Source organism: Caulobacter sp. GW821-FHT09H08, assembly GCF_059415885.1.
The window spans coordinates 753,328-778,220 of the sequence record NZ_JBWKOC010000002.1; the positions used below are offsets into that span (position 1 = coordinate 753,328).

At 67.2% G+C, this 24,893-nt stretch carries 26 protein-coding genes and 1 pseudogene; 10 read left to right on the top strand and 17 right to left on the bottom strand.

The genetic code is table 11. The features are described 5' to 3' along the window. Positions 1-30: 30 nt before the first annotated feature. Positions 31-801: an enoyl-CoA hydratase gene (locus AC07NN_RS08550; protein WP_494639572.1), complete on the top strand. Its 771-nt coding sequence runs from the start codon at positions 31-33 to the stop codon at positions 799-801. Between the two features lie 2 nt (positions 802-803). Here the strand turns inward: AC07NN_RS08550 and AC07NN_RS08555 are convergent, their stop codons facing one another. The 4 genes from AC07NN_RS08555 to secG all read right to left on the bottom strand — a co-directional run bounded on the left by AC07NN_RS08555 (position 804) and on the right by secG (position 4,554). Continuing rightward, positions 804-1,811: a retropepsin-like aspartic protease gene (locus AC07NN_RS08555; protein ID WP_494639575.1), complete on the bottom strand. Its 1,008-nt coding sequence runs from the start codon at positions 1,809-1,811 to the stop codon at positions 804-806. 121 nt (positions 1,812-1,932) lie between these two features. Then, positions 1,933-2,115, bottom strand: a complete 183-nt coding sequence (rpmF, locus tag AC07NN_RS08560) for a 50S ribosomal protein L32 (RefSeq protein WP_010919589.1) — start codon at positions 2,113-2,115, stop codon at positions 1,933-1,935. Between the two features lie 125 nt (positions 2,116-2,240). Continuing rightward, positions 2,241-3,893: a CTP synthase gene (pyrG, locus tag AC07NN_RS08565; RefSeq protein WP_494639577.1), complete on the bottom strand. Its 1,653-nt coding sequence runs from the start codon at positions 3,891-3,893 to the stop codon at positions 2,241-2,243. Positions 3,894-4,008: 115 nt separating this feature from the next. Next, on the bottom strand, positions 4,009-4,554 hold the full coding sequence (gene secG, locus AC07NN_RS08570; RefSeq protein WP_494639579.1) for a preprotein translocase subunit SecG: 546 nt from the start codon (positions 4,552-4,554) through the stop codon (positions 4,009-4,011). A 141-nt stretch (positions 4,555-4,695) separates the two neighbouring features. Here secG and AC07NN_RS08575 point away from each other — a divergent pair, with 141 nt between their 5' ends. Further along, positions 4,696-5,211: a GNAT family N-acetyltransferase gene (locus AC07NN_RS08575; protein ID WP_494639581.1), complete on the top strand. Its 516-nt coding sequence runs from the start codon at positions 4,696-4,698 to the stop codon at positions 5,209-5,211. 105 nt (positions 5,212-5,316) lie between these two features. Beyond that, entirely contained in the window at positions 5,317-7,107 is a 1,791-nt protein-coding gene (locus tag AC07NN_RS08580; RefSeq protein ID WP_494639583.1) for a hypothetical protein, read from the top strand. Between the two features lie 166 nt (positions 7,108-7,273). Here the strand turns inward: AC07NN_RS08580 and AC07NN_RS08585 are convergent. The 4 genes and pseudogenes from AC07NN_RS08585 to AC07NN_RS08600 all read right to left on the bottom strand — a co-directional run bounded on the left by AC07NN_RS08585 (position 7,274) and on the right by AC07NN_RS08600 (position 12,153). After that, positions 7,274-7,526: pseudogene (locus AC07NN_RS08585) on the bottom strand (hypothetical protein). Between the two features lie 96 nt (positions 7,527-7,622). Continuing rightward, positions 7,623-11,090 (bottom strand): transcription-repair coupling factor, encoded by a 3,468-nt coding sequence (gene mfd / locus AC07NN_RS08590; RefSeq protein WP_494639585.1) that lies wholly within the window; start codon positions 11,088-11,090, stop codon positions 7,623-7,625. 14 nt (positions 11,091-11,104) lie between these two features. Further along, positions 11,105-11,398, bottom strand: a complete 294-nt coding sequence (locus AC07NN_RS08595) for an FAD assembly factor SdhE (RefSeq protein WP_494640045.1) — start codon at positions 11,396-11,398, stop codon at positions 11,105-11,107. Between the two features lie 23 nt (positions 11,399-11,421). After that, positions 11,422-12,153, bottom strand: a complete 732-nt coding sequence (locus tag AC07NN_RS08600) for a class I SAM-dependent methyltransferase (RefSeq protein WP_494640047.1) — start codon at positions 12,151-12,153, stop codon at positions 11,422-11,424. A gap of 122 nt (positions 12,154-12,275) precedes the next feature. On the opposite strand from AC07NN_RS08600, the gene AC07NN_RS08605 reads away from it, so the two are divergent. Then, complete coding sequence (locus AC07NN_RS08605; protein ID WP_494639588.1) at positions 12,276-13,988, top strand: DEAD/DEAH box helicase; 1,713 nt, start codon at positions 12,276-12,278, stop codon at positions 13,986-13,988. A gap of 64 nt (positions 13,989-14,052) precedes the next feature. Here AC07NN_RS08605 and AC07NN_RS08610 read toward each other — a convergent pair whose 3' ends face one another. Beyond that, on the bottom strand, positions 14,053-14,835 hold the full coding sequence (locus AC07NN_RS08610; RefSeq protein WP_494640049.1) for an HTTM domain-containing protein: 783 nt from the start codon (positions 14,833-14,835) through the stop codon (positions 14,053-14,055). Beyond that, positions 14,733-15,173: a hypothetical protein gene (locus tag AC07NN_RS08615; protein ID WP_494639590.1), complete on the bottom strand. Its 441-nt coding sequence runs from the start codon at positions 15,171-15,173 to the stop codon at positions 14,733-14,735. Before AC07NN_RS08615 ends, AC07NN_RS08610 begins: the two co-directional genes overlap by 103 nt. Before the next feature lie 159 nt (positions 15,174-15,332). Between AC07NN_RS08615 and AC07NN_RS08620 the strand changes: the two genes are divergently transcribed. Continuing rightward, positions 15,333-15,605: a hypothetical protein gene (locus AC07NN_RS08620; RefSeq protein WP_494639592.1), complete on the top strand. Its 273-nt coding sequence runs from the start codon at positions 15,333-15,335 to the stop codon at positions 15,603-15,605. Here the strand turns inward: AC07NN_RS08620 and AC07NN_RS08625 are convergent. Together AC07NN_RS08625 and AC07NN_RS08630 are read right to left on the bottom strand one after the other, a co-directional pair. Next, positions 15,600-16,772, bottom strand: coding sequence for a glycosyltransferase family 61 protein (locus tag AC07NN_RS08625; RefSeq protein WP_494639594.1), 1,173 nt, complete (start codon positions 16,770-16,772; stop codon positions 15,600-15,602). The two genes, AC07NN_RS08620 and AC07NN_RS08625, sit on opposite strands and share 6 nt — an antisense overlap. Before the next feature lie 51 nt (positions 16,773-16,823). Next, positions 16,824-18,281, bottom strand: coding sequence for a coniferyl aldehyde dehydrogenase (locus AC07NN_RS08630; RefSeq protein WP_494639596.1), 1,458 nt, complete (start codon positions 18,279-18,281; stop codon positions 16,824-16,826). 197 nt (positions 18,282-18,478) lie between these two features. On the opposite strand from AC07NN_RS08630, the gene AC07NN_RS08635 reads away from it, so the two are divergent. Next, positions 18,479-19,540, top strand: a complete 1,062-nt coding sequence (locus AC07NN_RS08635) for a GGDEF domain-containing protein (RefSeq protein WP_494639598.1) — start codon at positions 18,479-18,481, stop codon at positions 19,538-19,540. A gap of 157 nt (positions 19,541-19,697) precedes the next feature. Next, positions 19,698-20,501, top strand: a complete 804-nt coding sequence (locus tag AC07NN_RS08640) for an enoyl-CoA hydratase/isomerase (protein ID WP_494640051.1) — start codon at positions 19,698-19,700, stop codon at positions 20,499-20,501. Here the strand turns inward: AC07NN_RS08640 and AC07NN_RS08645 are convergent. From AC07NN_RS08645 to AC07NN_RS08655, 3 genes are read right to left on the bottom strand one after another with little or no spacing between them, the layout of a single operon-like run. Next, a complete protein-coding gene (locus AC07NN_RS08645) occupies positions 20,498-20,896 on the bottom strand; it encodes an ACT domain-containing protein (RefSeq protein WP_494639600.1) in 399 nt (132 codons plus the stop codon). The two genes, AC07NN_RS08640 and AC07NN_RS08645, sit on opposite strands and share 4 nt — an antisense overlap. After that, positions 20,893-21,297 (bottom strand): DUF6165 family protein, encoded by a 405-nt coding sequence (locus AC07NN_RS08650; protein ID WP_494639602.1) that lies wholly within the window; start codon positions 21,295-21,297, stop codon positions 20,893-20,895. Before AC07NN_RS08650 ends, AC07NN_RS08645 begins: the two co-directional genes overlap by 4 nt. After that, entirely contained in the window at positions 21,298-22,272 is a 975-nt protein-coding gene (locus tag AC07NN_RS08655) for a glycosyltransferase family 9 protein (RefSeq protein WP_494639604.1), read from the bottom strand. It lies immediately after the preceding gene. Between the two features lie 95 nt (positions 22,273-22,367). Here AC07NN_RS08655 and AC07NN_RS08660 point away from each other — a divergent pair, with 95 nt between their 5' ends. From AC07NN_RS08660 to AC07NN_RS08670, 3 genes are read left to right on the top strand one after another with little or no spacing between them, the layout of a single operon-like run. Continuing rightward, entirely contained in the window at positions 22,368-22,928 is a 561-nt protein-coding gene (locus AC07NN_RS08660) for a TetR/AcrR family transcriptional regulator (protein ID WP_494639606.1), read from the top strand. A gap of 12 nt (positions 22,929-22,940) precedes the next feature. Continuing rightward, a complete protein-coding gene (locus tag AC07NN_RS08665; protein ID WP_494639609.1) occupies positions 22,941-23,726 on the top strand; it encodes a lysophospholipid acyltransferase family protein in 786 nt (261 codons plus the stop codon). Between the two features lie 6 nt (positions 23,727-23,732). Beyond that, positions 23,733-24,092, top strand: coding sequence for a hypothetical protein (locus tag AC07NN_RS08670; RefSeq protein ID WP_494639611.1), 360 nt, complete (start codon positions 23,733-23,735; stop codon positions 24,090-24,092). Positions 24,093-24,104: 12 nt separating this feature from the next. Here AC07NN_RS08670 and AC07NN_RS08675 read toward each other — a convergent pair whose 3' ends face one another. Together AC07NN_RS08675 and AC07NN_RS08680 are read right to left on the bottom strand one after the other, a co-directional pair. Then, complete coding sequence (locus AC07NN_RS08675) at positions 24,105-24,497, bottom strand: HesB/IscA family protein (protein WP_494639613.1); 393 nt, start codon at positions 24,495-24,497, stop codon at positions 24,105-24,107. A gap of 14 nt (positions 24,498-24,511) precedes the next feature. Continuing rightward, positions 24,512-24,886: an SUF system Fe-S cluster assembly protein gene (locus AC07NN_RS08680; RefSeq protein WP_494639615.1), complete on the bottom strand. Its 375-nt coding sequence runs from the start codon at positions 24,884-24,886 to the stop codon at positions 24,512-24,514. Positions 24,887-24,893: the final 7 nt, after the last annotated feature.

A 24,893-nucleotide genomic window follows, 5' to 3' on the forward strand; every position in this document is an offset into this window, starting at 1 on the left:
CTGATCGTTGGTCATAAACGGGAGGAACCCATGCTGGACGTCGAACGCCACGGCCCGGTGGCCATCGTCACCCTCAATCGTCCCGAGGCGATGAACGCTCTTTCCAAGGCCCTGCGGTCGGCCCTGCACGACGCCATGGTCGCCCTGGACCAGGATCCGGACGTCAGCGTGGTGGTGCTGACCGGCGCCGGCGAGCGGGCCTTCACCGCCGGCCTCGATCTCAAGGAGCTGGGCGGCGATCCCGACGCCATGAGCGCCGCCAATGCGCAGGACGCCCGCTCCAACCCCGTCCGCGCCATCGAGACCTGCCGCAAGCCGGTGATCGGCGCGATCAACGGTGTCGCCATCACCGGCGGCTTCGAACTGGCCTTGGCCTGCGATGTGCTGATCGCTTCGGAGAACGCGCGCTTCGCCGACACCCATGCCCGGGTCGGGATCATGCCGGGCTGGGGCCTCTCTCAGAAGCTGTCGCGCCTGATCGGCCTCTATCGCGCCAAGGAGCTGTCCCTGACGGGCAATTTCCTCGACGCTAGGACCGCCGCCGACTGGGGGCTGGTCAATCGCGTCGTGCCGGCGGCCGAACTGATGCCCACGGCGCTGAAACTGGCCGAGGACATGGCTTCGATCCCGGTGGAAACACTGTCGTTCTATAAAGGGCTGATCGACGACGGCTACGCCCGCAGCTTCGGCGATGGCCTCGCCGTCGAGCACCAACGCTCCAGCGGCCATAACCGCGAGGTCACGCCGGAGAGAGTCGAGGAGCGCCGCCGCCAGGTGATGGCCCGCGGACGCTCCCAGTAAGGTCAGGCGTTGAAGGTCGGGGCGACCAAGCCGCCCTGCCCCAGCCGGAACAGCACGCGCCCCACGCCGAAGTCCAGCTCGACCCGCGAGAACAGCCGCAGCACGTCGACCCCGATCAGGGCCGCCGGTTTCTCGTTCAGCGACCAGATGTCGAAGATGTGCAGGTCGGCGAAGGCCATCGGGATGTTGGTGATCCGCAGGTCGCCCATCGTGATCGACGGCACGATGCGGAACTCGCCCAGTTGCATCTCGCCGCCGGCGGTGAGCAAACGAGCCTGCTGGACGATGTCCGGCGAGCGGCGGCGACGGGCGGCGATGGCGCGAGCCAGGGCCATGTTGCCGATGCTGACACCGCCACCGGAATCGATGAAGGCCAGCGATCGAGCCCCTGCGACCCGAGAGTCGGCCATGGTCAGGCGGCCGAACTTCTCGTCGGCCATGACTGAGACCTCGCGAGACGTCCTGAAGCCTTCCGGAGCCGGCGAGCTACGGCGGACTTCCAACTGCTTCTTGCGGAAGTCCATGACGACGTTGCGGCCTTCCAGGATGTCGACGCCCAGGAGGCCGTCGGCCCCGACGCGGTCATAGGGCAGCACGGGAAGAACGCCGTCGGCGAGATGGGCGTCACCGGTCCGCAGACTGGCGACCCGGGCCGTTCGGCTTTGGATCGAGCCGGAAACGCCGTGGACGATAACGTCCGGTCCGGCCGGCAGATTCAGGCGCTCGGCCAGGCCCGGGGTCAGGACGCTGCGGTCGGCCCCGGTGTCGACGACGAATTGGAAGGGCCCCTGCCCGTTCAGCATGACGGGCACCGTCAAGCGGGCGTCCTGGTCCAGGGAGGCGTCCAGGATCAGCAGAGGCGTCTCGTTAGACGGCGTCCCGCTTGGCAGCGCCTGGTTGGGCGGAGACGGGCTCTGCGTCAGCGAAACCGGCATGATCGCTTCGGCCAGCGCCGGTGGCGCGGCTAGCGAAAGTCCCAGTCCCGCCGTGATGTTCCGGCGTGTGAGCATGGGCGTACCTCCCTTAGGGAAGGCTAACACCGTTTTTTGAGCGCACGACGAAAATACGACGAAAAACGCCGCCCGGCGAACCGGGCGGCGTTTTCAAAGCCGTCAGTGACGGAAGGAAACCTTAGTCTTCCTTCGGCGTCAGGATCTGCTTGCCGTTGTACATGCCGGTCTTCAGATCGACATGGTGCGGACGGCGCAGCTCGCCGGTGTCCTTGTCCTCGATGAACGAGTTAGCGCCCAGGGCGTGGTGCGACCGGCGCATGTTCCGGCGAGAAGGCGAAGTTTTTCTTTTGGGAACGGCCATCGAAGTGACTCTGCTCGCTGAGCGTGAAAATTAGGAGCGGCGACTAGGGTTCGACCCAGGCCGCCGCGTGAGCGGGGGCTTATGCCCGAATCTCTCCCCAGATGCAAGCACCTGGGGAAAAGGCATCAGACAAGGCGTCCGTGCTCCTTCGCGGCGGCGATGAAGCTGGCGAAAAGCGGGTGCGGAGCGAACGGACGGCTCTTCAGTTCCGGGTGATATTGCACCCCGATGAACCAAGGATGGTCGTCGCGTTCGACGATTTCGGGCAGCACGCCGTTGGGCGAACGGCCGGTCAGTTTCAGGCCCGCGTCCTCCATCAGGTGGGCGTAGCCGATATTGACCTCGTAGCGGTGCCTGTGGCGCTCGCTGATCTCGGTGCCGCCATAGATCTCGGCGACCTTCGAACCGGCCGTCAGGACCGCGTCGTAGGCCCCCAGGCGCATGGTGCCGCCCAGATCGTCGTTGGCGCGCCGCTGGACGGTCTCGTTGCCCTTGATCCACTCGGTCATGATGCCGACCACGGGGCGCTCCGTGGGGCCGAACTCGGACGAGCTGGCGTCCTTGATCCCGGCGACGTTTCGCAGGGTCTCGATGACCGCCATCTGCATGCCGAAGCAGATGCCGAAGTACGGCACCTTGCGTTCGCGAGCGAACTGGGCCGCGCGGATCTTGCCTTCCGCGCCCCGCTCGCCGAAGCCGCCGGGCACCATGATGGCGTGGGCGTTCTCCAGGCGGGCCGCGGCCGCGCCCTCGTCGCCCTCGAAGGTCTCGCTCTCGACCCAGTCCAGGTTGACCTTGACCTTGTTGGCCAGGCCGCCGTGGTGCAGGGCCTCGATCAGCGACTTATAGGCGTCCTTCAGGACGGTATATTTGCCGACGACGGCGATGGTGACCTCGCCGTCGGGATGCTGGACGGTGTTGTCGATCGTCTTCCAGCGCGTCAGGTCCGGGGCCGGAGCCTCGTGCATGCCGAAGACGTCCAGGACTTCGGCGTCCAGGCCCTGCTCGTGATAGTCGATCGGCACGGCGTAGATGGACGATGAGTCCATCGCCTGGATGACCGCGCTGGGGCGGACATTGCAGAACTGGGCGATCTTGCGCTTTTCCTCGGCCGGGATCTCCTGCTCGCAGCGGCACAGCAGGATGTCCGGCTGGATGCCGATCGAGCGCAGCTCCTTGACCGAGTGCTGGGTCGGCTTGGTCTTCATCTCGCCGGCCGTCTTGATGAACGGCAGCAGGGTCAGGTGCACGTAGCAGCTCTGGCCGCGCGGCAGGTCCTGGCGCAGCTGGCGGATGGCCTCGAAGAACGGCAGGCCCTCGATGTCGCCGACCGTGCCGCCGATCTCGACCAGCACGAAGTCGACCGGCTTCTGGCCCGTCTCGTCCATGGCGGGCGAGAGGACGAATTCCTTGATCTCGTTGGTGACGTGCGGAATCACCTGGACGGTCGCGCCGAGATAATCGCCGCGGCGCTCCTTCTCGATGATCGTCTTGTAGATCTGTCCCGTCGTGATGTTGTCGGCCTTCTTGGCCGACACGCCGGTGAAGCGCTCGTAGTGGCCGAGGTCGAGGTCGGTTTCGGCCCCGTCATCGGTCACGAAGACCTCACCATGCTGATACGGGCTCATCGTGCCCGGATCGACGTTCAGATAGGGATCGAGTTTGCGAAGACGGACCGTGTAGCCGCGCGCTTGCAGCAGCGCGCCGAGCGCCGCCGAGGCCAGACCCTTGCCAAGCGAGGAAACCACGCCGCCGGTGATGAAAATGTACCGCGTCATGGGCGATCAGATTACCCGTGATTCGACGACGCCGGTGAAAAGACCTGCGTTCATCAACAAGATTAAACCCCCGAGGTTGCCCTCGGGGGTCGGTGAGAAGTCCGTCTTGGGACGGTTATTGCTTGGGCTGGTCCGCCGGCGGGGCCGCGACCGTCGGGGTCGAGGCGGCCGCGGGGGCCGTTGCGGCCGGCTTGGGCGCCGCTTTCGGAGCCGTCGCCGGCTTCTTGGCGGGCTCGGTCGGCGCCAGCAGCGCGGGCTGGGTCGCGGCCGGAGCCGGGGTGTTCAGCTGCGGCGTCGGCGCCTGGATCGCGCCCGGCTGGGCGGTCGACGGCAGCGAGTTCACCGAACCGGGCGTGGGAGCCACCGGGGCCGGAGCGACGTTCAGGGACTTGGTGTCCAGGCCCTTGACCTGATCGGCCACCGAGCCGCCGGTGTTGGCGCGGCCGGTCAGCAGGGCCAGCGCCAGGCTGATGACGAGGAAGATCGAGAACAGGATCCAGGTGATGCGGGTCAGCAGATCGCCAGCGCCGCGAGCGGTCATGAAGCCGCTGTTGCCGCCGCCCATGCCCAGCGCGCCGCCTTCGGAGCGTTGCAGCAGGACGACCCCGATCAGACCGAGGCAGACGATGATATTGATAGCCAGCAAAACGCCGATGAGCATGACGAAGTTGTTCTCGATCCGGGCGCGGGCGAAATGCCGCGCGAAAAACGAAGCGGCCCCTCTACCACTAGCGGCGGCTCCGCGCCATAGCTGGGAAGCGCTCTCCCAAGCGCAAGCCCCCAAGCCAAGCTTCAGGACCGCATGATCCTCGAGACCGAACGCCTGACCCTCACGCCCCTGACGGTCGACGACGCGCCCCTGATCTATCCGTTCCTCAGCGATGCGGAGGTGATGTCGAACCTGGACCAGGAGCCGATCGAGGATCCTGACGAGGTCGCCAGCAGCGTCGCCGCCCAGGTGGACGAGATGGCCGCCGGCGACGCCGCCTACTGGACGATCCGCCATACGACCAGCGGCGTCTTCCTCGGCTATTGCGAGTTCATCGACATCGACAAGCGCCACGACCGCGCCGAGATCCGTTTCGTCGTCGACCGCAAGGGCTGGGGCCAGGGCTTTGGTTCGGAGGCCGTCCGCGCCCTCCTCGCCCAAGCGGCGGGCGATGGCCTCAAGAGCATCGTCGCCAGCACCCATGTCGGCGACAACCGGTCCGAGCGCCTGCTGCAGCGACTGGGCTTCAAGGCCGAGGGCTATCTGAAGGGCGCTGTGCATCGCGACGGCGAGCGCAGGGACCGGCGGCTGTACGAACTGACGCTGTAAACCGTGGGTGCGGCGATCGGTGTTATCGACCGCCGTGGTTAACAAAGGCATCTTGCCTGTTAACCATCGCGCCTCGAATCGGCCGCGACCGGAACGGAGAACCCGATGCGCTCGCCCGCCGACATGGACATCGTCCAGATCGACATCAGCACCAAGTGCCACCTGGCCTGCTCGAACTGCACGCGCCTGATCCCGCACCAGACGCAGCGCGCCGACATGGCGGTCGAGGTCTTCGAGCGCTCGGTGAAGAGCATGGAAGGCTGGAACGCCCCCAACAAGGTGATCGGCGTCATCGCCGGCGAGCCTACCCTGCACGGCAATTTCGAGCAGATCTCGCGCCGTTTCGCCGAGCTGTGGGGTGGACCCAACACCAGCAACGGCAAGTTCCCGATCAAGGACTTCAACGACTTCGCCACCCAGCGCCTGTTCGACCGCTCGAACGGCCGGGGGCTTTGGACCAGCCTGGGGAACGGGTTCTACAAGAACTACGAGACCATCATGGAGGTCTACAGCCACTTCAACACCAACACCCACGAGACCGCGGGCCAGCACCAGGCGCTGCTGATCAGCCGCAAGGACTATACGGGCGCGACGGGCATGTCGGACGCCGAGTGGGAGTACAACCGCGACAATTGCTGGGTGCAGAAGCTCTGGTCGGCGACGATCAACGACAAGGGCGCCTATTTCTGCGAGGTGGCCGGCGCCATCGACCGCCTCTATTTCAACGGCGAGCACGCCTGGCCGGTCGAGCACGGTTGGTGGCAGCGCACGCCGGAAGATTTCAAGGACCAGCTGGACCTCTGCAACTATTGCGGCCTGGCCCAGCCGGGGCCTTCGCAGCTGGACCTGCTGGACCGCGACATCATCTCGGCCGAGCACAAGGCGATCCTGAAGAAGCTGGGCAGCCCGGCGATCCGCAAGCGCGCCTACGAGATGTTCGACCCCGAGCTGCACATGCAGAAGCGCCAGGTCGAGACGCGCGACAACTATGTCGGCGACGCCAGCTCCGGCCGCCGCGTCGGGATCGGTCACAACTCGACCAAGCCGCGCAAGCTGGTCTGCGTCCTGACCTCGGTCGGCTATGGCGACGACCTGGCCCTGACCCTGCCGGCCAACATGCGCGAGTTCGACGAGATCATCGTCGTGACCTCCAGCGACGACCAGCGCACCCAGGACGTGGTCAAGGAGAACGGCGCGACCCTGGTGATCTCGGACCGCTGCTTCGAGGACGATCACGCCTTCAACAAGGGCAAGATGCTCAATGACGGCCTGAAGGTCCTCAAGGACGCCGACTGGGTGGTCTTCACCGACGCCGACATCGTCATGCACGAGGGCTTCTACGAGATCTTCATGTCCCACTCGTGGAACCCGGGGTGCCTGTATTTCACCAAGCGGATCGACAGCCAGAAGGTCGAGGGCAAGGAAACCGAGAAGACCAACTCGCAGCCCAACGGCTACTTCCAGCTGTTCAACGTCCGCGCCACGGCGATCCGAGACAACTGGCCCAACATCGTCAACGAGAACTTCTGCTCGGCGGGCAGCGTCGACAGTTGGTTCTATCAGCAATGGCGTCGCGACAATCTGGTGGGCATCACCGACATCCCGGTCCAGCACATCGCCAGCGCGCGCCTGGGCGAGAACTGGAACGGCAAGCAGGCCAAGCCCAAGAAGTGGCGCCAGTTCGGCATCCTGACCCCCGAAGGTTTCTCGGCCCTGGCCCCCGACGCCACGTCCGTGCCGGACATCATCCGCCTGACCGACACCTGCAATGGCGAGACCGTCGAGCTGCATCGCGACGACCTCGACAAGCATGTTCACCTCGGTCCCAACGGCCTGATCTTCCAGGGCAAGGACATCGGCCGCATGCACATCCACGTGGCGTACTGGGCGGACTGAGGCGCAACTCCGCCGCTTCACGCGGGAGATCGCTGAAGTTCTGGAAAGGGATGCGGAGCGCCGGACAACGTCCGGAGTGTGTTTGAGTTAGTACCGTTTCGACGAAGCCAGACGCTCCGCGCGACCGTTATCCGCCAGCGTCCCGTCGGGTGGCCCTGTTCAGGCCTTACCGGGACCCGGGAGCTTCCGTTTCCGGAAGTTCCCAGCGGTCGAAGAGGGCGGGCCACTCCAGGCCAAGACATGCCCTTTTGCCTTCAACCACGCCGACGGCGGGCGGGCCTGGCCAGCAACCAGGTCCCCGGACCGTCCGAGTATCCCCCTCGGACCTAGCCCCGCTCGATCACACCCCGCCGCCGCAACGGTCGCTGGCCATGCGCCCTTTCCTCGCGACGAGGTGGGTAGACTGTACGGCGGCGCATAAGGCCGGGGACAAGGTGACGCGAATGCTCGTCGCGTGCTCACCCTCTCCCCAGGGGAGAGGGTGACTATGCCCGTCCCCGTCGCTGGGTAGCCCCCTACTCCTTTGCCAGCTTGGCCAGCACCGCCAGGATTTTCTCCGCCGCATCCAGTCGCTGGGCCGGGGTGTCCCATTCGCCCTTGATCACGACCTTCTGGTCGGGGCGCACCTTCCAGATCAGGCTGTTCTTGGCCACGTACTGCATCAGCCCCAACGGGTTGGCGTAGGTGTCGTTGCGGAAGCTGGCCACGGCGCCCTTCGGCCCGACGTCGATCTTGGCGACATTGGCCTCGCGGCACAGGCCCTTGATGGCGACGACCTTGAGCAGAGAGTCGGTCTCGGGCGGCAGGGGGCCGAAGCGGTCGATCATCTCGGCGGCCAGGGCTTCGCGATCGGCGGCCTGTTCAGCGTCGGACAGGCGGCGATAGAGCGACAGGCGCACGTTCAGATCGGGGACATACTCGTCCGGGATCATCACGGCCGCGCCGGTGTTGATCTGCGGCGACCAACCCCGGTCTTCCAGCAGAGCCTCCTGGCCCTGGCGCTGGCGCAGCTCGGCGACGGCGTCTTCCAGCATCTGCTGGTAGAGCTCGACGCCGATCTCCTTGATGTGGCCGCTCTGCTCGTCGCCCAAGAGGTTGCCGCCGCCGCGCTGGTCCAGGTCGTGGCTGGCCAGCTGGAAGCCGGCGCCCAGGCTGTCCAGCGACTGCAGCACCTGCAGGCGCTTCTCGGCCGACAGGGTCAGCGACTTCTCGACCGGCGTGGTCAGGTAGGCATAGGCGCGGGCCTTGGACCGACCGACGCGGCCCCGGATCTGATAGAGCTGGGCCAGGCCAAACATGTCGGCGCGGTGGACGATCAGGGTGTTGGCCGACGGAATATCGAGCCCGCTCTCGACGATCGTGGTCGCCAGCAGCACATCGTACTGGCCCTCGTAGAAGGCCGTCATCACGTCTTCCAGCTGGGTGGCCGCCATCTGGCCGTGGCCGACGACGTACTTCACCTCGGGCACCTGGGTGCGGAGGAACTTCTCGATGTCCTCCAGGTCCTTGATGCGCGGCACCACGTAGTAGGACTGGCCGCCGCGATACTTCTCGCGCAGCAGGGCCTCGCGCAAGGTCACCGGGTCGAACGGGCTGATATAGGTCCGCACCGCCAGGCGATCGACCGGCGGGGTGGCGATGATCGACATCTCGCGGATGCCCGATAGCGCCATCTGCAGGGTGCGCGGGATCGGCGTGGCGGTCAGGGTCAGCATGTGCACGTCGGCGCGAAGCTCTTTGAGCTTCTCCTTGTGCTTGACCCCGAAGTGCTGCTCCTCGTCGACGATGACCATGCCCAGGTCCTTGAACGAGACCTGTTTGGAGAGCACCGCGTGGGTGCCGACCACGATCTCGACCGTACCGTCGGCCAGGCCTTCGCGGGCCTCGGCGGCTTCCTTGCCGGTGACCAGGCGCGACAGGCGCGTGACCTTGATCGGCCACCCCTGGAAGCGCTCCTTGAAGGTCTTGTAGTGCTGGCGGGCCAGTAGGGTCGTCGGGCAGACGATGGCGACCTGCTTGCCGCTCATCGCCACCACGAAGGCCGCGCGCAGGGCCACTTCCGTCTTGCCGAAGCCGACGTCGCCGCAGATCAGGCGGTCCATCGGCTTGCCGGACGACAGGTCCTCCAGCACGTCGTGGATGGCGCTGAGCTGGTCGTCGGTCTCCTCGTAGGGGAAGCGGGCGCAGAACTCGTCGAACACGCCCTGGGGCGCTTCGGTCTCCTCGACGGACTTCAGTTGGCGGGCGGCGGCGATCTGGATCAGGCCCTCGGCCATGACCCGCAGGCGCTCTTTCGCTTTCGCCTTGCGGCCCTGCCAGGCCGCGCCGCCCAGCTTGTCCAGCTGGACGCTGTCGGGGTCCGAGGCGCCGTAGCGGGTCAGAAGGTCGATGTTCTCGACCGGCAGATACAGCTTGGCCTCGCCGCCGTACATCAGGTCCAGGCAGTCGTGCGGCGCGCCCTGGACGTCTAGGGTCTTCAGGCCCTCATAGCGGCCGATGCCGTGATCGATGTGGACGACCAGGTCACCAGGCGTGAGCGCGGACGCCTCGGCCAGGAAGTTGGCGGCGCGGCGCTTCTTGCGCGGGCGGGCCAGGCGGTCGCCCAGGATGTCGGTCTCGGAGATGACCGCCAGCTGGTCGGTCTCGAAGCCGTGATCCAGCGGCAGCACGACGCGCTGCGGGGTCTTGGGATCATTGGCCTTGGCCGCCTGCCAGTAACCGGCATAGGGGACCTTCTTCAGGCCGTGGTCCGATAGCATGGTCCCCAGGCGCTCGGACGAGCCCTCGGACCACGAGGCGAACAGCACGCGCTTGCCGTCGGCCGCCAGCTTCTTGGCGTGGTCGGCGGTGGCCTCGAACAGGTTGACGCTGTCCTGGGCCCGCTCGGCAGCGAACACCCGGCCGAGCTTGGCGCCCAGGTCGACGACATCCAGGCCCTGCGGCTGGAACGGCGTGAACTTGCGGTTCGTGCGGTCGTCGAGCTCGCGGTCCCACTCGGCGGCGGTCAGGTACAGGGCCTCGGGCGCCAACGGGCGGTAGGCGGACTTGCGGTCGGCGCTGGCGCGGGCGTCATAGGCGTCGGCGATCATGGCCAAGCGCTCGTCGCGGGCCTCGGCGGCCTGGTGGTCGACGCCGATCAGGGCGCCGGCCGGCAGATAGTCGAACAGCGTCGCCATCCGCTCGTAGAACAGCGGCAGCCAGTGCTCGAGACCGGCGCGGCGGCCGCCCTCGCTGACGGCGGCGTACAGCGGATCATCGCCCGGCGCGCCGAACTCGGCGACATAGCCCTTGCGGAACCGCGAGATGCCCTCGGCGTCCAGCAGGGCCTCGCTGACCGGCAGGAGGTCGATCTCGCGCAGTTGCTTGGTCGAGCGCTGGGTCTCGGGGTCGAAGGCGCGGATGCTTTCCAGCGTGTCGCCGAACAGGTCCAGGCGCACCGGCTCCTCGGCCGCCGGAGGATAGACGTCGATGACGCCGCCCCGGATCGCGAACTCGCCGCGCTCGGAGACGGTGGAGGCGCGGGCATAGCCGTTGACGGCGAAATAGCGCTCCAGGTCCTTGATATCGACGCTATTGCCGACCTTGGCGCTGTAGGAGGCGCGCAGCAGGACGTCCTTGGTCGGCACGCGCTGCAGCAGGGCCGGCGCGGCGATGACCAGGATGGCCGGCTTGCTCTCGCCCAGGCCCCGGGCCAGGCGCGACAGGGTCGCCATGCGCGTGGCCGAAACGCCCGAGGACGGGCCGATGCGGTCGTACGGCAGGCAGTCCCACGAGGGCAGCAGCACCGCCTCGATCTCGGGGGCGAAGAACTTCAGGGCATCGATGAAAGCGCCGGCGCGAGCCGTGTCACGAGCGACAAAGGCGGTCAGGCCGCCCCGCGCCCGGGCGATGTCGGCCATCACCAGCGCGTCGAAGCCCTCCGGCGCGCCGGCCAGGGTCAGGCCTCCCGAGGCCTTGGCGATCTGTTTGGCGTCGTAGGCCATCAAGTCTCTTTGTCTTAGGCGCCGTCGCCGACAGGGCGAGATGCGTGCGCGTCGAACCTGAACGCGCGGATCATCGCCAGGACGTCCGTCTCGAACGCGGCGGGCGTTTCTTCCTGGCCGACGATCCAGGCGTAGATCTCGCGATCCGACTGTTCGAGCAGGGTTTCCAGGGTGTCGAACTGCTCAGGGGTGAGGTTCGGGCCATGGATGTCCGCGAACGGCCCCAGAATGAGGTCCGCTTCCCGGAAGCCGCGATGCCAGGCGCGGAAACGAAGGCGCCTTAGGCGGGAGTCGTGGTCGATCGTCATGTGTCGGCGGATATAGAGCGACGTCAGGGCTTGCGCCACTCCAGGATCACGTACCAGGGCGCGCGCCGGTATCTGTCAGCACGTTCCGGCGGGCCGCCGACAGGCGCGGGCTCGTCGAAATGGGTCAGGACCAGGCCCGTGGCTAGGAACCACTGCATGTAGTCCTTGAGCGGACGGTGCCAGTTGATGATCTCGATGCCGCGCCAGCGCTGCCACGACGCTCGGGTCGCCAGATAGTGGTCGATGGCGAAGTGGGTCTTGCGGCCCAGCAGGTTCCGCTGCCAGCCGTCATTGGCGCGAGCGCTGGAAAAGCCGGTCAGGTTAGCGACCAGCAGGGTCCCGCCGGGCTTCATCACGCGCGCCATCTCGGCGATCGCCTGGTCGGCGGCCTCGATATCGATCAGCGACAGGCAGGCGACCACGAGGTCGAAACTGGCGTCGGCGAACTCCAGCATCTCGGCGCGACCTTCGACATAGGCGCCCTCCGAATCCTTGGCCCGCGCGGCCTCCAGCAATTCGGCGGTCGGGTCGAGGCCGACAGGATCGAAGCCCTCGCGCTTGAGAATACGGCAGAACCGCCCTTCCCCGCAGCCGACATCCAAGGCCCGGCCGCCCCGCAAACCCCGCAGGCGCTCGATCATCGGCGTGTCGAGCACGTACTGGCGGCCATAGTCGCCCGTATCGCCCATATCCTTGATCCAGGCCTTGGCCGAGGCTTTCCAGCCGTTGTCACTCATCTTCCGAATACCCCCTATCGCCTTGTGGTGATTGACTTTGCCGACTTTGAGCCTATTTATCCCCACCTTCGGAGCAGGTCTGGCGAATCCGCGCCGCCCGCTCGCCCAAGCACGGGCGGCTCCGATCAGACCAGCGTGTAATGACAGAATTTTCCGATCTCGGGCTCTCGCCCACGACCCTGCAGGCGGTCGCCGACACCGGCTATACGACTGCGACCCCCATTCAAGCCCAGGCCATTCCGGTCGCCCTCGCGGGCCAGGACGTGCTCGGCATCGCCCAGACGGGCACCGGCAAGACCGCCGCCTTCACCCTGCCGCTGATCGACCGCTTGCAGTCGGGCCGCGCCAAGGCCCGCATGCCGCGCGCCCTGGTCATCGCCCCGACCCGCGAACTGGCCGACCAGGTGGCCGCCAGCTTCGAGAAGTACGCCAAGGGCACCAAGCTCTCGTGGGCGCTGCTGATCGGCGGCGTCTCGTTCGGCGACCAGGAAAAGAAGCTGGACCGCGGCGTCGACGTGCTGATCGCCACGCCGGGCCGCCTGCTCGACCACTTCGAGCGCGGCAAGCTCTTGATGACCGGCGTGCAGTTCCTCGTCGTCGACGAAGCCGACCGCATGCTGGACATGGGCTTCATCCCGGACATCGAGCGCATCTTCAAGATGACGCCGCCGAAGAAGCAGACGCTGTTCTTCTCGGCGACCATGCCGCCGGAAATCACCCGCCTGACCAAGCAGTTCCTCAAGGATCCGGTGCGGATCGAGGTGGCCAAGCCGGCGACGACGAACGCCAACATCACCCAGCTGCTGGTCAAGGTTCCCTCCTCCGATCCCAAGGCCAAGCGCCTGGCGCTGCGTGCGCTGATCGAGAAGGCCCAGATCGAGACCGGCATCGTGTTCTGCAACCGCAAGACCGAAGTCGACATCGTCGCCAAGTCGCTGCGTGTGCACGGCTTCGACGCCGCCCCGATCCATGGCGACCTCGACCAGTCCCAGCGCATGAAGACCCTGGCGGACTTCCGTTCGGGCGCGCTGAAGATCCTGGTGGCCTCGGACGTCGCCGCGCGTGGCCTGGACATTCCGGCCGTCAGCCACGTCTTCAACTACGACGTCCCGCACCACGCCGACGACTACGTCCACCGCATCGGCCGCACCGGCCGCGCCGGCCGCTCGGGCGTGACCTACATGCTGGTCACCCCGGCCGACGACAAAGGCTTCGACAAGGTCGTCAAGCTGATCGGCTCGACCCCGGACGAAGAGAAGCTCGAGCTCGACTACTCCAACGCCGTGACCGTCAAGCGCGACGGCGACCGGGACCGAAAGCGCGGTGGTCGTGATCGTGACCGTGGTGGTGAACGCAGCGAGCGTGCCCCCCGTGGCCGCGGCCGTGGTCGCTCGGAAGACGCCGCCGCCGAAGCGCCGGTCGAAGCCGTCGCCGCCGCCGAGGCTCCTGAAGCTGAAACGCCCGCCGCCGAGGAGCGTCCCGCCCGCGAACGCCGTCCGCGCCGCGAGCGTGATCGTGACCGCGCTCCCCGCGCCGAAGCCGCTCCGGCGGCCGAAGCCGAACAGGCCGAGCGTCCGGAACGTCCCGAGCGTCCGGCCCGCGCCGAGCGCCCGGAACGCGCCGAACGTAGCGAACGCCCGGCTCGCGCTGAACGTCCGGAGCGCAGCGAGCGCCCGGAACGTACGGAACGCAGCGAGCGTCCCGAGCGCGCCGAGCGTAGCGAACGCCCGGAGCGCCCCGAGCGTCCGATCCGTGGCGTTCAGCCGGTTCGCGATCGCGACGACGACGATCGTCGCGTGGTCGGCTTCGGCAACGACGTCCCGGCCTTCCTGGCGCGCCCGCCGCGCAAGTAGGCCTTTCATCGAGACTATCGCGAAGGCGCCGGACCTAAAGGTTCGGCGCCTTTTGCTTGTCCGCTCAGTGGATCAGCCGCGCCTGCAGCCACAGGATGGCCGGATAGACCGCCAGCCAGGTCCAGAAGAAGCGGTTCAGGCCGAACAGCCAGGCATTGGCCAGGTGGAAGGTCGCCGCCACGGCCAGGCCGGCGATCAGGGCCGGTTTCCATAGCAGGGTCAGCGGGAACAGCAGCTCGAAGCCCATCACCGCCCAGGACATGGCCAGCAGCAGGCGCGGCCGGTCCGCGAAACGGCGCAGGTTCTCGCTGACCGGATAGGCCGAGAACTGGAAGACATCGGCCAGCGCCCGGCCCGATCGCCAGTCCGGGTTCACGATCTTCACTCCGCCCGAGATGACGTAGGACAGGGTCAGCTGCGCGCCGAGATAGCCGAAGGCCAGCTCCTGCAACGCCGGCGCGGGTAGCAGGCGCGAGAGCGTCAGGCACCACAGCGCCAGCAGGCCCATGCGATCGCTGCCGCCGTTGTAGGGCCCCTGAAAGCGGACCAGGATCAGCACCGACAAGCCCGCCAGGGCGAGCAGCGGCCACGGCGCGGCGACGCCGGCGACGACCAGCAAGCACAGCGCGATCCGCCCGCCGAACAGCACCTGCTCGTTCCGGAACCGCACCAGATGCTCCAGGCTCTGCTGGATCAGCGCCAGGGCCAGTAGGGTCTCGGTCAGGCGGGCGGCAATCTCGAGGCTCATCGGACCGCGATCTCCGCAAGGCGACGCGGCGCGGGTTGGAACAGCACCTCCTGGGTCAGCGCATCGCCTTCGCGACTGACGAACACCAGCCGAAAGCAGAGCCAGGGCCGGGCCTCGTCGGCCGGCTCGCGAGCGAGGTCGGCGGCGATCCGCTTGAAGATCTCGTCCTCGCTGTGCGCCGTCGGCTCGTCGGTCAGGCGCTCGGCGCAACTTGCCAGGAACAAGGTCTCGTTCCAGCGCGGGTTCCAGACCATCCGGGTCAGTATGGCCAGCGGCGACAGGCGCTCTGGCCGGGGCCGGAACTCCCGCCAGTCGCCCGAGGCGTCGCCGATCGTGCGCAGCAGCGCGTATTCGACGCGCGGCGACGGGGCGATCACGTCGAAGAAGTTCCACGACGGGATCAGCGCCGGCAGAAGCAGCTTCAGGGGACTGCGCACGCTTTCTCCAGAATCGGCGGGGCGGCTTCGAAGTCTAGGCGCGACCGCCCTTTCCGCCCAATGGTCAGGCTCGCGGAACGCTGTTATCGTGATGATGTTTTCGGCTCGATCGCGCCGATTTCGGCCCGGTTGCGCCCAACAAGAATGGGAGGACTGCACTTGGCCGCCATCGAACCCGAACTCGACAAGGAAGCCATTCTCGTCGCGCACGAGAGGACCTATCACGCCTTCGCCGTACTGCTGCGCTGGTCCATGCTGGGCCTGGCGTCGGCGATCAGCGCCCTGACGGTCTGGTTCGCCACGCCGGGCGGCTTCTGGGGCGGCTTGGTGACCTTCGCCGTCATCTGGGTCGCCGGCTACTACGGCATGGTCAAGCGCGAGGAAGAGCAGTCGCTCGACCCGTGGGCGCCAGGCCGCAAGGGCATCCTATAGCGCCGCGTCCACAACCCTCAGCAGGTCTTCATAGTCCGGCTGATAGGCGAACCTGAAACCCTTGTGCGCCCGGACCCACAGCGGGGCCTTTCCGGGCGCGCAAGGTGACGCGCACACATAGCCGCGCCACTCCACGCCGACCTGCAGGCAGGCGCCGCGGACCCATTGGCTGGAGAAGTTCAGCGGCTGGATTTCGACGACCCGCGAACCTGCTGGCATGAACAGCACATTGGCCAGGGCCGCGCCGCTGGGCGCGACCACGACCTCGGCGTCGCGCATCAGGGCGACCTGCTCGACGACGCTCAGCTTTTCAGGCCGCACGATGGTGAAGCCCCGCCGACGCAGGGCCCATTCGAAGCGCCATTCGCCGACCATGTGCCGGTTCACCTGGCCACGCCGCGAGAAATAGACCCGCTTGGACTTGCGCGCGCTCGCCGGCAACGGCGCCGCCCTTCCCTCCGCGCCGAGTTCGGCCGCCAGGCCGTCCACGCGGTGCAGGAAGTGGTTCATGCTGTCGGCATAGATCACCCGGCCCAGCCGCACGATCGGCTCGGCGAACTCGATCACCTTCAGGCCCGGGAAGCAGACGGCGATCAGTTCGCGCTGCCATGGCGCCAGCTTGGGGGCCACGACCGGGGTGTCCTTCAGGAGCCCGGCCTTCTCCATGGCCCGCAGCGTGCCCAGGCCGTCCAGCAGGTAGTGGCCGTAGTTGAAGAGCCCGCCCCACGGCATGAACACCGCGCCGCTCTCCAGATAGGGCGCATCTTCCGGCGGGGTGAAATCCAGGTCGCCCGAGAAACCCGGCGTCGTCTGGAAGGTCGGATAACCGTGACGGACCTCGTAGGAGGCCGCGTCGAACACCTCACCGTTCGTTTCAACGATGACGCCGTGCGCCGGCACCCACCAGCTCTCGCCGGCCGCGCACAGCAGCGGCGGGACCATCGGCGGCGGGCCGGCCATGTCGCCGCCCCACCAGGCGGCGGCCTCGGGGCCAGCCAGGACGTCCGGCGCGGCCGGATGGCTGGGCGGCGTCAGCTCGGTCGGCGTACGCGCGCGCTCCCCGGCGGCGAACCGGGCCTTGAAGGTGGCGAAATCGACTTCCGGCAGGGCTTCGAGTTCATGGACAACTCGAACTGGGAGGACGCGTACAGGCGTGGGAGCGCTCATGGCGCCCCCTTAAGCACGACGCGAAGTCCCGAACCAGCCCATCTTGGCCGATCAGCGTTTGATCTGCCCGGCCAGATACTTGCGGATCCCCTCCCCGTACGGCGGGCGCAGCCCCAGCATCGGGGCGATGTCCTTCTTCAGCTGCTGGAATACCGCCTTGCGGTGGCTGAATTCGCGGAAGCCGTCGTGGCCGTGATAGGCGCCCATGCCGGCCGGGCCGACGCCGCCGAACGGCAGGTCTTCCTGGGCGACGTGGAAGATCACGTCGTTGACCGTGACCCCGCCGCTGGTGGTGTTGGCCAGCACGCGGTCCTTCTCGGCCTCGTCGGTCCCGAACCAGTAGAGCGCCAGCGGCCGGTCGTGGGCGTTCACATAGGCCACGGCCTCATCGACGGACTTGTAGGTCTTCACAGGCAGGACGGGACCGAAGATCTCCTCCTGCATCACCTTCATGTCGTCGGTGGGGTCCAGGATCAGGGTCGGGGCGATCTTGCGGTGTTCCTGCTGCGACAGGTCCTCGCCGGCCGGGTTGATCTCGATCACGCGGGCGCCCTTGGCCCGGGCGTCGTCGACATAGCCCTTCACGCGGTCGTAGTGGCGCTGGGCGACAACGGCCGTGTAGTCGGGATTGTCCTTGATGGTCGGGAAGTAGCGGCCGACGGCGGCCTGGGCTTCCTCGACGAAGGTCTCGACCTCTTCTTGCGGGGCCAGGACATAGTCCGGCGCCAGGCAGATCTGGCCGGCGTTCAGGGTCTTGCCGTTCATGATCCGCGCCGCGGCCGTGGCCATGTCGGCCCCACGCGACAGGATCACTGGGCTCTTGCCGCCCAGTTCCAGGGTTACGGGCACCAGGTTCTCGGCCGCCGCGCGCATCACGTGACGGGCGACCGAGGTCGCCCCGGTGAAGACCAGGTGGTCAAAGGCCAGGCCGGCGAAGGCTTGGCCAACCTCGGGCCCACCGACGAAGACCGCGACTTCCTCTTCCGTGAAGGCCTTGGCGAACATCGCCTTCAAGAGCTCGGAGGTGGCCGGCGTATATTCCGACGGCTTGATCATCGCCCGGTTCCCAGCGGCGAACACGCCGGCCAGCGGAGCGAAGGTCAGGTTGACCGGGAAGTTCCAGGGACTGATCACGCCGACAACGCCCTTGGGCTGCCACTGCACGCTGGCCTTGGCGCCGAACAGACCCAGGATCGCTGGCGTCGTCTTGCGCTTCTCCGGCTTCATCCACTTGGTGAGGTTGTCGCGCGCGAACTTGAGCGGACCAATCGAGCCCGCCACGTCGGTCAGCGAGGTCGCCTCCGGCGAGCGCGAACCGAAGTCCTCGTTCACCGCCTTGGCGATCTCGGCCTGGTGACCGACCAGAAGATCGATGCACCGGTTAATCCACCCGATTCGGGTTCCCGCACTCAGCGGGCCATCCCGCAGATGCGCGGCTTTTTGGCGCTGGAGGATGTCGTTCATCACCGCTTTCTGCGCGTCGTAGGACAGATTCACCGGTGCATTCATGGCCTTGTCGCTCCCTCCCACGGCTCCGCGTTACGCAGCGGAACTCAGCTTATCAATGATCACCATGGTCGAGAGATCGACACGACGCAAGCGAACGGCGTTCGTTCTTAACCGCTCGTAAGAACTCTCGCATTTAAGGTCGCGCTCCAAGCGATCGGTGTTTCCGCAGGGGGAGCCACCGACGGGGGAAGAAGAAGATGTCGGACGTCGAAACCACGCTGCGCGGTCCCGAAGCCTACAAGATCGCTTCGCGCGCCCTCGAACTCATGGAACGCCATCAGGTGTGGCCGACCGCGCTGAACTTCGAGCTGTGGACCCACTATGTGGCCGATCCCGACGGCGCGCTGGCCCGTGAGCTGACGCGCCTGATCTCCCTGGGCGAGCCGATGACGGAGCTGGTCAGCGAAGAGCTGGCCGCCACCTACCTGCCCAAGGCCCGCCTGAACGAACAGATCCGCGACGCCGGCGACATCCTGTCGAAGGAACTGGAAGCCGTCTCCAAGGCCATCCAGAACGCCCAGAAGTCGAACGCCGCCTTCGGCAAGCAACTGGCCGGCGCCAGCAAGAGCCTGGACGGTCCGACCGACGTCGACTCCATCAAGACCCTGGTCTCGGGCCTCGCCGACGCCACCCGCCGGGTTCACAAGGAAAACCAGTCGCTGGAATCGCGCCTGGCCGACTCCACCGCCGAGGTCGAGCGCCTGCGCGAGCACCTGGAACAGGTCCGCCGCGACGCCACCACCGACGGCCTGACCAACCTGGCCAACCGCAAGGCCTTCGACGACGAGCTGGACCGCGCCTGCGCCGACGCCGACGACACCGGCACGACGATCTGCCTGGCCGTGCTCGACATCGACCACTTCAAGGGCTTCAATGACACTTGGGGTCACCAGACCGGCGACCAGGTCATCCGCTACGTCGCTTCGGTGATCGGCCGTGTCGCCGCGCCGCCGCGCTTCGCCGCCCGCTACGGCGGCGAGGAGTTCGCGATGATCTTCCCGCGCGAAGCCGCCGCGACCGTGGCCATGACCCTGGAAGAAATCCGCGTCGAGGTCTCCTCGCGCATGCTCAAGCGTCGCTCGACCAACGAGGACCTGGGCGCCATCACCATCTCGTCGGGCTTCGCCGAGCGTAAGGCGAACGAGAGCGGCCACTCGCTCATGGAACGCGCCGACGCGGCGCTCTACGGCTCCAAGCGTGGCGGCCGCAACCGCGTCACCGCCGCCGAATCCATGCCGGGCGCGGCCAACGCCGCCTGATAGACCTTCAGCAGAAGACCTGCCTTGGACGCCGCCGGTCGCAAGATCGGCGGCGTTTCCTTGTGAAGATTCCAATTTCCTCGGAAGATTCCACTGGCCTTCCCAAGGGGCAAAGGCGCCTAGACTCTCCCCAATGAACAAACGGGAGGCCCAGGCCGTGGACTACCAGAAGATCCGTGTCGCGACCCAGGATGGCGTCGCCACCGTCACCCTCGCCGATCCCACCACCCTGAACGCCGCCAGCCTGGAGATCGCCCGCGAGCTGATCCACGCCTTCTCGTCGATCGCCGCGGGCAAGATCGAAGCCCGGGCGGTGATCCTGACGGGCGAAGGTCGCGGCTTCTGCTCGGGCGCCAACCTCTCCGGCGGCGGCGCGGCCGGGCGCGAGCTGGACGTCGACGGCAAGCCGGACGCGGGTTCGGCGCTGGAGAACACCTACAATCCGCTGATGACCCTGCTGCGCGACTTCCCGCTGCCGATCGTGACGGCGGTGAACGGTCCGGCGGCGGGCGTCGGCTGCTCGATCGCGCTGATGGGCGACATCATCGTGGCCAGCGAGAGCGCCTATTTCCTGCAGGCTTTCCGGCGCATCGGCCTCGTGCCCGACGGCGGCTCGACCTACCTGCTGCCGCGCCTGATCGGCAAGGCGCGAGCCATGGAGATGATGCTGCTGGGCGACAAGATCCCGGCGGCCACGGCGCTGCAGTGGGGCCTGGTCAATCGCTGCGTTCCCGACGTCGAACTGATCCCGACCGCCCACGCCCTGGCCCTGGAGCTGGCCAAGGGACCGGCGGCGCTGGGGACGATCCGCAAGCTGGTCTGGGACAGCCTCGACACCGACTGGACCGGCCAGCTGCACGCCGAGCGCAAGGCCCAGAAGATCGCCGGCAAGACCGAGGACTTCATCGAGGGCGTGAGCGCGTTCCTGCAGAAGCGCGCGGCGGCGTTCAAGGGGCGCTAGGCTGAGGCCTGCAGGGCCAGGAGCACGGCCACCGCCTCGTCGGCTCGCTCGACCGGTACGAAGACATGGTCGTGGTTCAGCGCCGCGACCATGTTGCAGGCGATCCCGGCCTGGGCGAGCGCCGTGGCCACGGCGGCGGTCAGGCCCACGCCGTCGAGGGCCGAATAGACGTTCAGGGTGATCAGGGCCATCGCCCCCTCGACCGGAAAACCGGCCGCCAGGGCCGCGTCACGCTCCAGGATCAGGCTGACGCCCTCGGCCTCGCGGAACATGGCCAACGGGTTCAGGGCGGCCCAGTCGCGGTCGGCGGCGGCGCAGAAGACATAGACGCCAGGCTTCAGCGCCGGCGTCATGCCAGCAACCATTTCCCGAGTGTTGCGAATGACTTGCGTCATTTCTCTGACTTCGCGAGGTAGGGCTTGTAGCTCTTCTCCTCGACGATTTCCGAGCCGGCGGCTTCGTTGATGGCGCGCTTGATGGCGGCGCGCTTGTCGTTGTCGATATAGACGCGACGGGCCAGGGCCACGAACTCCGGGCCGAAGTCCTGGCGGCGTTCGCAATCGCGCTTGCCGTCCTCGATGTCCCAGAGAGCGGCGTTGACGGCCGTCAGCTCCTCGGTCAGGCGGGCGATCTCTTCAGTGCCTGGCAGGTACTCGGCCGCCGTGGCCTCAAGCAGCGCCAGCTCCTTGCGGACATTGGCCTCCTTGGCCGGATCGCCGATGCGCTGGGCCTTCACCCGCAGGATGGTGATCTTGTCGACCAGTTCGCCCGCCGAGATCGGCGCGAGGATGGACATTCAGGAGGCTCCGGACACCAGCTTCTGGAGGGCGTCCCAGGCCGCATCGACCGGCAGGGCGCCCATGCCGCTTCCGTAGTCCTCCGCGACCAGCATCTCAAGCCGCTGGGCGGCGGGGCGGAACTTCACCGACTTGCGGCGGTCCTGCTGCAGCGACAGCAACGGCGCGCCGCCGGCGGCCAGCATGTGGCCGGGGCCGGCGTCATTGGCGACTCCCGCCGCCAAGCGTCCGGACAGGGCGATGACCAGCAGCGGGCCCTTCACGGTCGCGAACGGATCCGTGCGATTGCGTTCAGGCTGCAAGGCCTGCGGGACCTCGCGCGCGGCCATGGCGGCGTCCTCGGCCTCGTCGGGACCGAAGAAGAAGACCGGGGTCCAGCCGTTGGCGACGACGCGACGCGCCAGTTCCAGATAGTTCTCCAGCGGCCAGCGCTTGTCCTGGCCGCCCGCGCCCGGCGCCAGGCCGACATAGGTCGGGCCGGTCGGCAGCAGGAGCTCGGCGGCCGCCACGGCCTCGAGGTTGGCCAGGGTCAAGGGACGGGGTGCGCCGTGCCCGTCCGTGGCCAGGCTGAGCAGCCGCGCCAGGCGATCGGTGACCGCCACGGGCCAATCCTTGTCGCGCGCGTGCCGAGCCGCCGAGACGAAGCGTCCGCTCGCACCGCGCAGGGCGACGCCGCTGCGGCCGATATGCTCCTGAGTGTCGATGACGAGGTCGAACTTGCGGCCGCCGAACGGTTTGCTCCACGGCAGGCCGTCGGCGAATTTCGCACCGTTGCGGCCTTCCAGGATCAGCTCGTCGATATAGCCGGCGACAACGCCCTTCAGCGCCCCGGCATAGACGGTCTCGACCTTGGCGGCGCACCAGCTGATGCGCGCATCCGGAAAGGCCGCGCGCAGGCCGGCGATGAAAGGCAGCTTGATCAGGCCATCGCCGATGACCTCGCCCATCGAATAGATCAGAACCGTCTGCACCATGGCCCGTGTGTCGCCGCCCGGCCGGTTCGGGTCAATCTTCGTATTGTAAGTGATTACTCACTTGCATTCCGAAGCGCCCATGGCATACTCAACTCATGAGCGCCAAACCCCGCATCGAACGCGCCGCCCTCGAGGCCTTCGTCATCGACGGCGTCGACGCGACGACCACCAAGATCATCGCCGCCCGCGCTGGCGTCTCCGAAGGGGCGATCTATCGCCACTGGAAGAGCAAGGACGAGCTCGCGCTGGGACTGTTCATGAACTGTCACCGCCGGCTGTCGAAGCTGGTCGAGGACGAGGCCGAGGCGGCCTCGGGCATCAAGGCCAAGGCCGCGGCTATCGTGAAGGCCTATTGCGCGGTGGCCGACGAGGACTGGCTGCTGTTCTCGTTCCACCTGCTGCAACTGCATCACTTCCTGCCCTACTACCAGGAAGACGGCCGCGACCCGGTCACCCTGGTCGAGAACGTGATCAAGCGAGCGATGATGGACGCCGAACTGCCGCCGGGCGACCCGCGCGTGCTGGCCGCCATGGCCATCGGCGTCATCACCCAGACCGCCCAGAACAAGGCCTATGCCCGCCTCGGCGACGACGCCCTGTCGGCTCACGCGCCTCTCATGACCGCGGCCGTCCAGGCCGTGCTTTTCGCCCGCTAAGGATCGAACACAATGCGCAGCGCGCTGTTCAACGCCTACTACTGGGTTCTGTCGATCTTCTACGGCGTCTCGGCCGCCTTCGCGGCGCTGGCGCCCGGCCGCAAGCCCGTGGCCTTCGCCCTGCGGCTCTACAGCAAGCGGATGCTATGGGCGCTGGACACCTTCGCCGGCGTCAAGGTGCAGCTGAAGGGCCAGGAGAACCTGCCCGCCGGCCCCTGCATCATCGCCGCCAAGCACCACAGCTGGGGCGACGGCTTCGTGATGTTCGCCAATGTCGACAACCTCAGCTTCGTCACCGGCGACCACCTGGAGAAGTTCCCGCTGGTCGGGGCGATCCTGAAGAAATTCGGCGCCATCGTCGTCGACAGCTGCGGCGGTCCCGAAGCGCGCGAAGCCCTGTCCAAGAGCGCCGCCCAGGTCGCGGCCGAGGGGCGGCGGATCCTGATCTATCCCGAGGGCCATCTGGCCAAGCCGGGCGAGCATTTCCGCTACCGCACTGGCGTCTACTACATGAGCAAGGACTTCGGCCTGCCGGTGGTGCCGGTGGCGACCAATCTGGGCTGCTTCTGGCAGCAGCAGGACGCCAGGAAGACGCCGGGCGTGGTGACCGTCGAGTTCCTGCCGCCCCTGCCCCAGGGCCTGGAGAAGAACGACTTCATGAAGCTCATGGAGACGACCATCGAGGGCCGCACCAACGAACTGATCGCCCAGGCGCGTGGCGAACCCGTCCGACCGTCTGTGCTGGTGGACGCGCCGAAGAAGGCCAAGGCCTCGACGCCTGGCCCGGCGACCGCCTAGCCCGCCATGCTCTCGCTCTTGCTGTTCGACATCGTGGTCCTGCTGCTGGCGGTGGCCTTCGCGAAGTGGCGCGGCGCGACCTGGACCCGGGCCTCGCTGCAGGCGATCCTGCTCGCGCCCATCCTAGCGCTGATGGTGCTGGGTTTGATCTACAACGCCGAGCGCAGGATGCCGGCCGAGCTGCCCGACTGGGTCGGCGGCGCGCTGGAGGTGCTGTTCTGGAGCACAGTGCCCCTGGGCTTGGTGGTGATCGGGCTCGTCAAGAACGGCCGAACGCCGGCGACGGTCTTCGCCTTCTTCCAGGTGCTGCTGGGGTTCGTCTGCGCGTTCGGCGTCGGCATGCGGGTGACCGGGGCTTACCCCTAGGCCCGCACGGCCTCAGTCCAGCGCTTCCGGTGCCGGCTGGATCGTGACGCTCTCGCCGCAGCCGCAGGCGTCGGTCTCGTTCGGATTGTGGAACACGAACTTCGAGGAGAGCTTGGTGACCTCGTAGTCGATCTCGGCGCCGATCAGGAACAGCACGGCCTTGGGCTCGATCAGGATCCGGACGCCCTTCTCCTCGATGACCTCATCGATCGGGTCCTGGGTCTCGGCATATTCAAAGACGTACTCAGACCCAGCGCAGCCGCCGTTCTTCACGCCGACGCGAAGACCGGCGTAGGGCTTTTCGGCGCGGTCCATGATCTCCTTCACGCGCGCAGCCGCGGCGTCGGTCAGGGTGACGACCTTGGGGCGCGGACGGCGGGGACGTGCGGTGATCGCGGTTTCCATGGGCTTTGAACCGATCAGAACATGTTCAGTTGCAGCTTGGCCTCGTCGCTCATCCGCGAGGAATCCCACGGCGGCTCGAACACCAGCTCGACATTGCAGGACTTCAGGCCCGGGATCTCCATGACCGCGTCGCGGACCCAGCCCGGCATTTCCCCAGCCACCGGGCAGCCCGGCGCGGTCAGGGTCATGTCGATGGCCACGTCCTTGTCGTCGCTGACGTCCACCTTGTAGATCAGGCCCAGCTCATAGATGTCGACCGGGATTTCCGGGTCGTAGACGGACTTCAGCTTCTCGATCAGCAGGTCCGTGAGCTTGTTCAGCTCGTCCTTCGAAAGCGCCGAGGGCGCTTCAGCGGAAACGGGCTCGGGCGTGGCGGCGGCGTCGGTCATCGGTGGC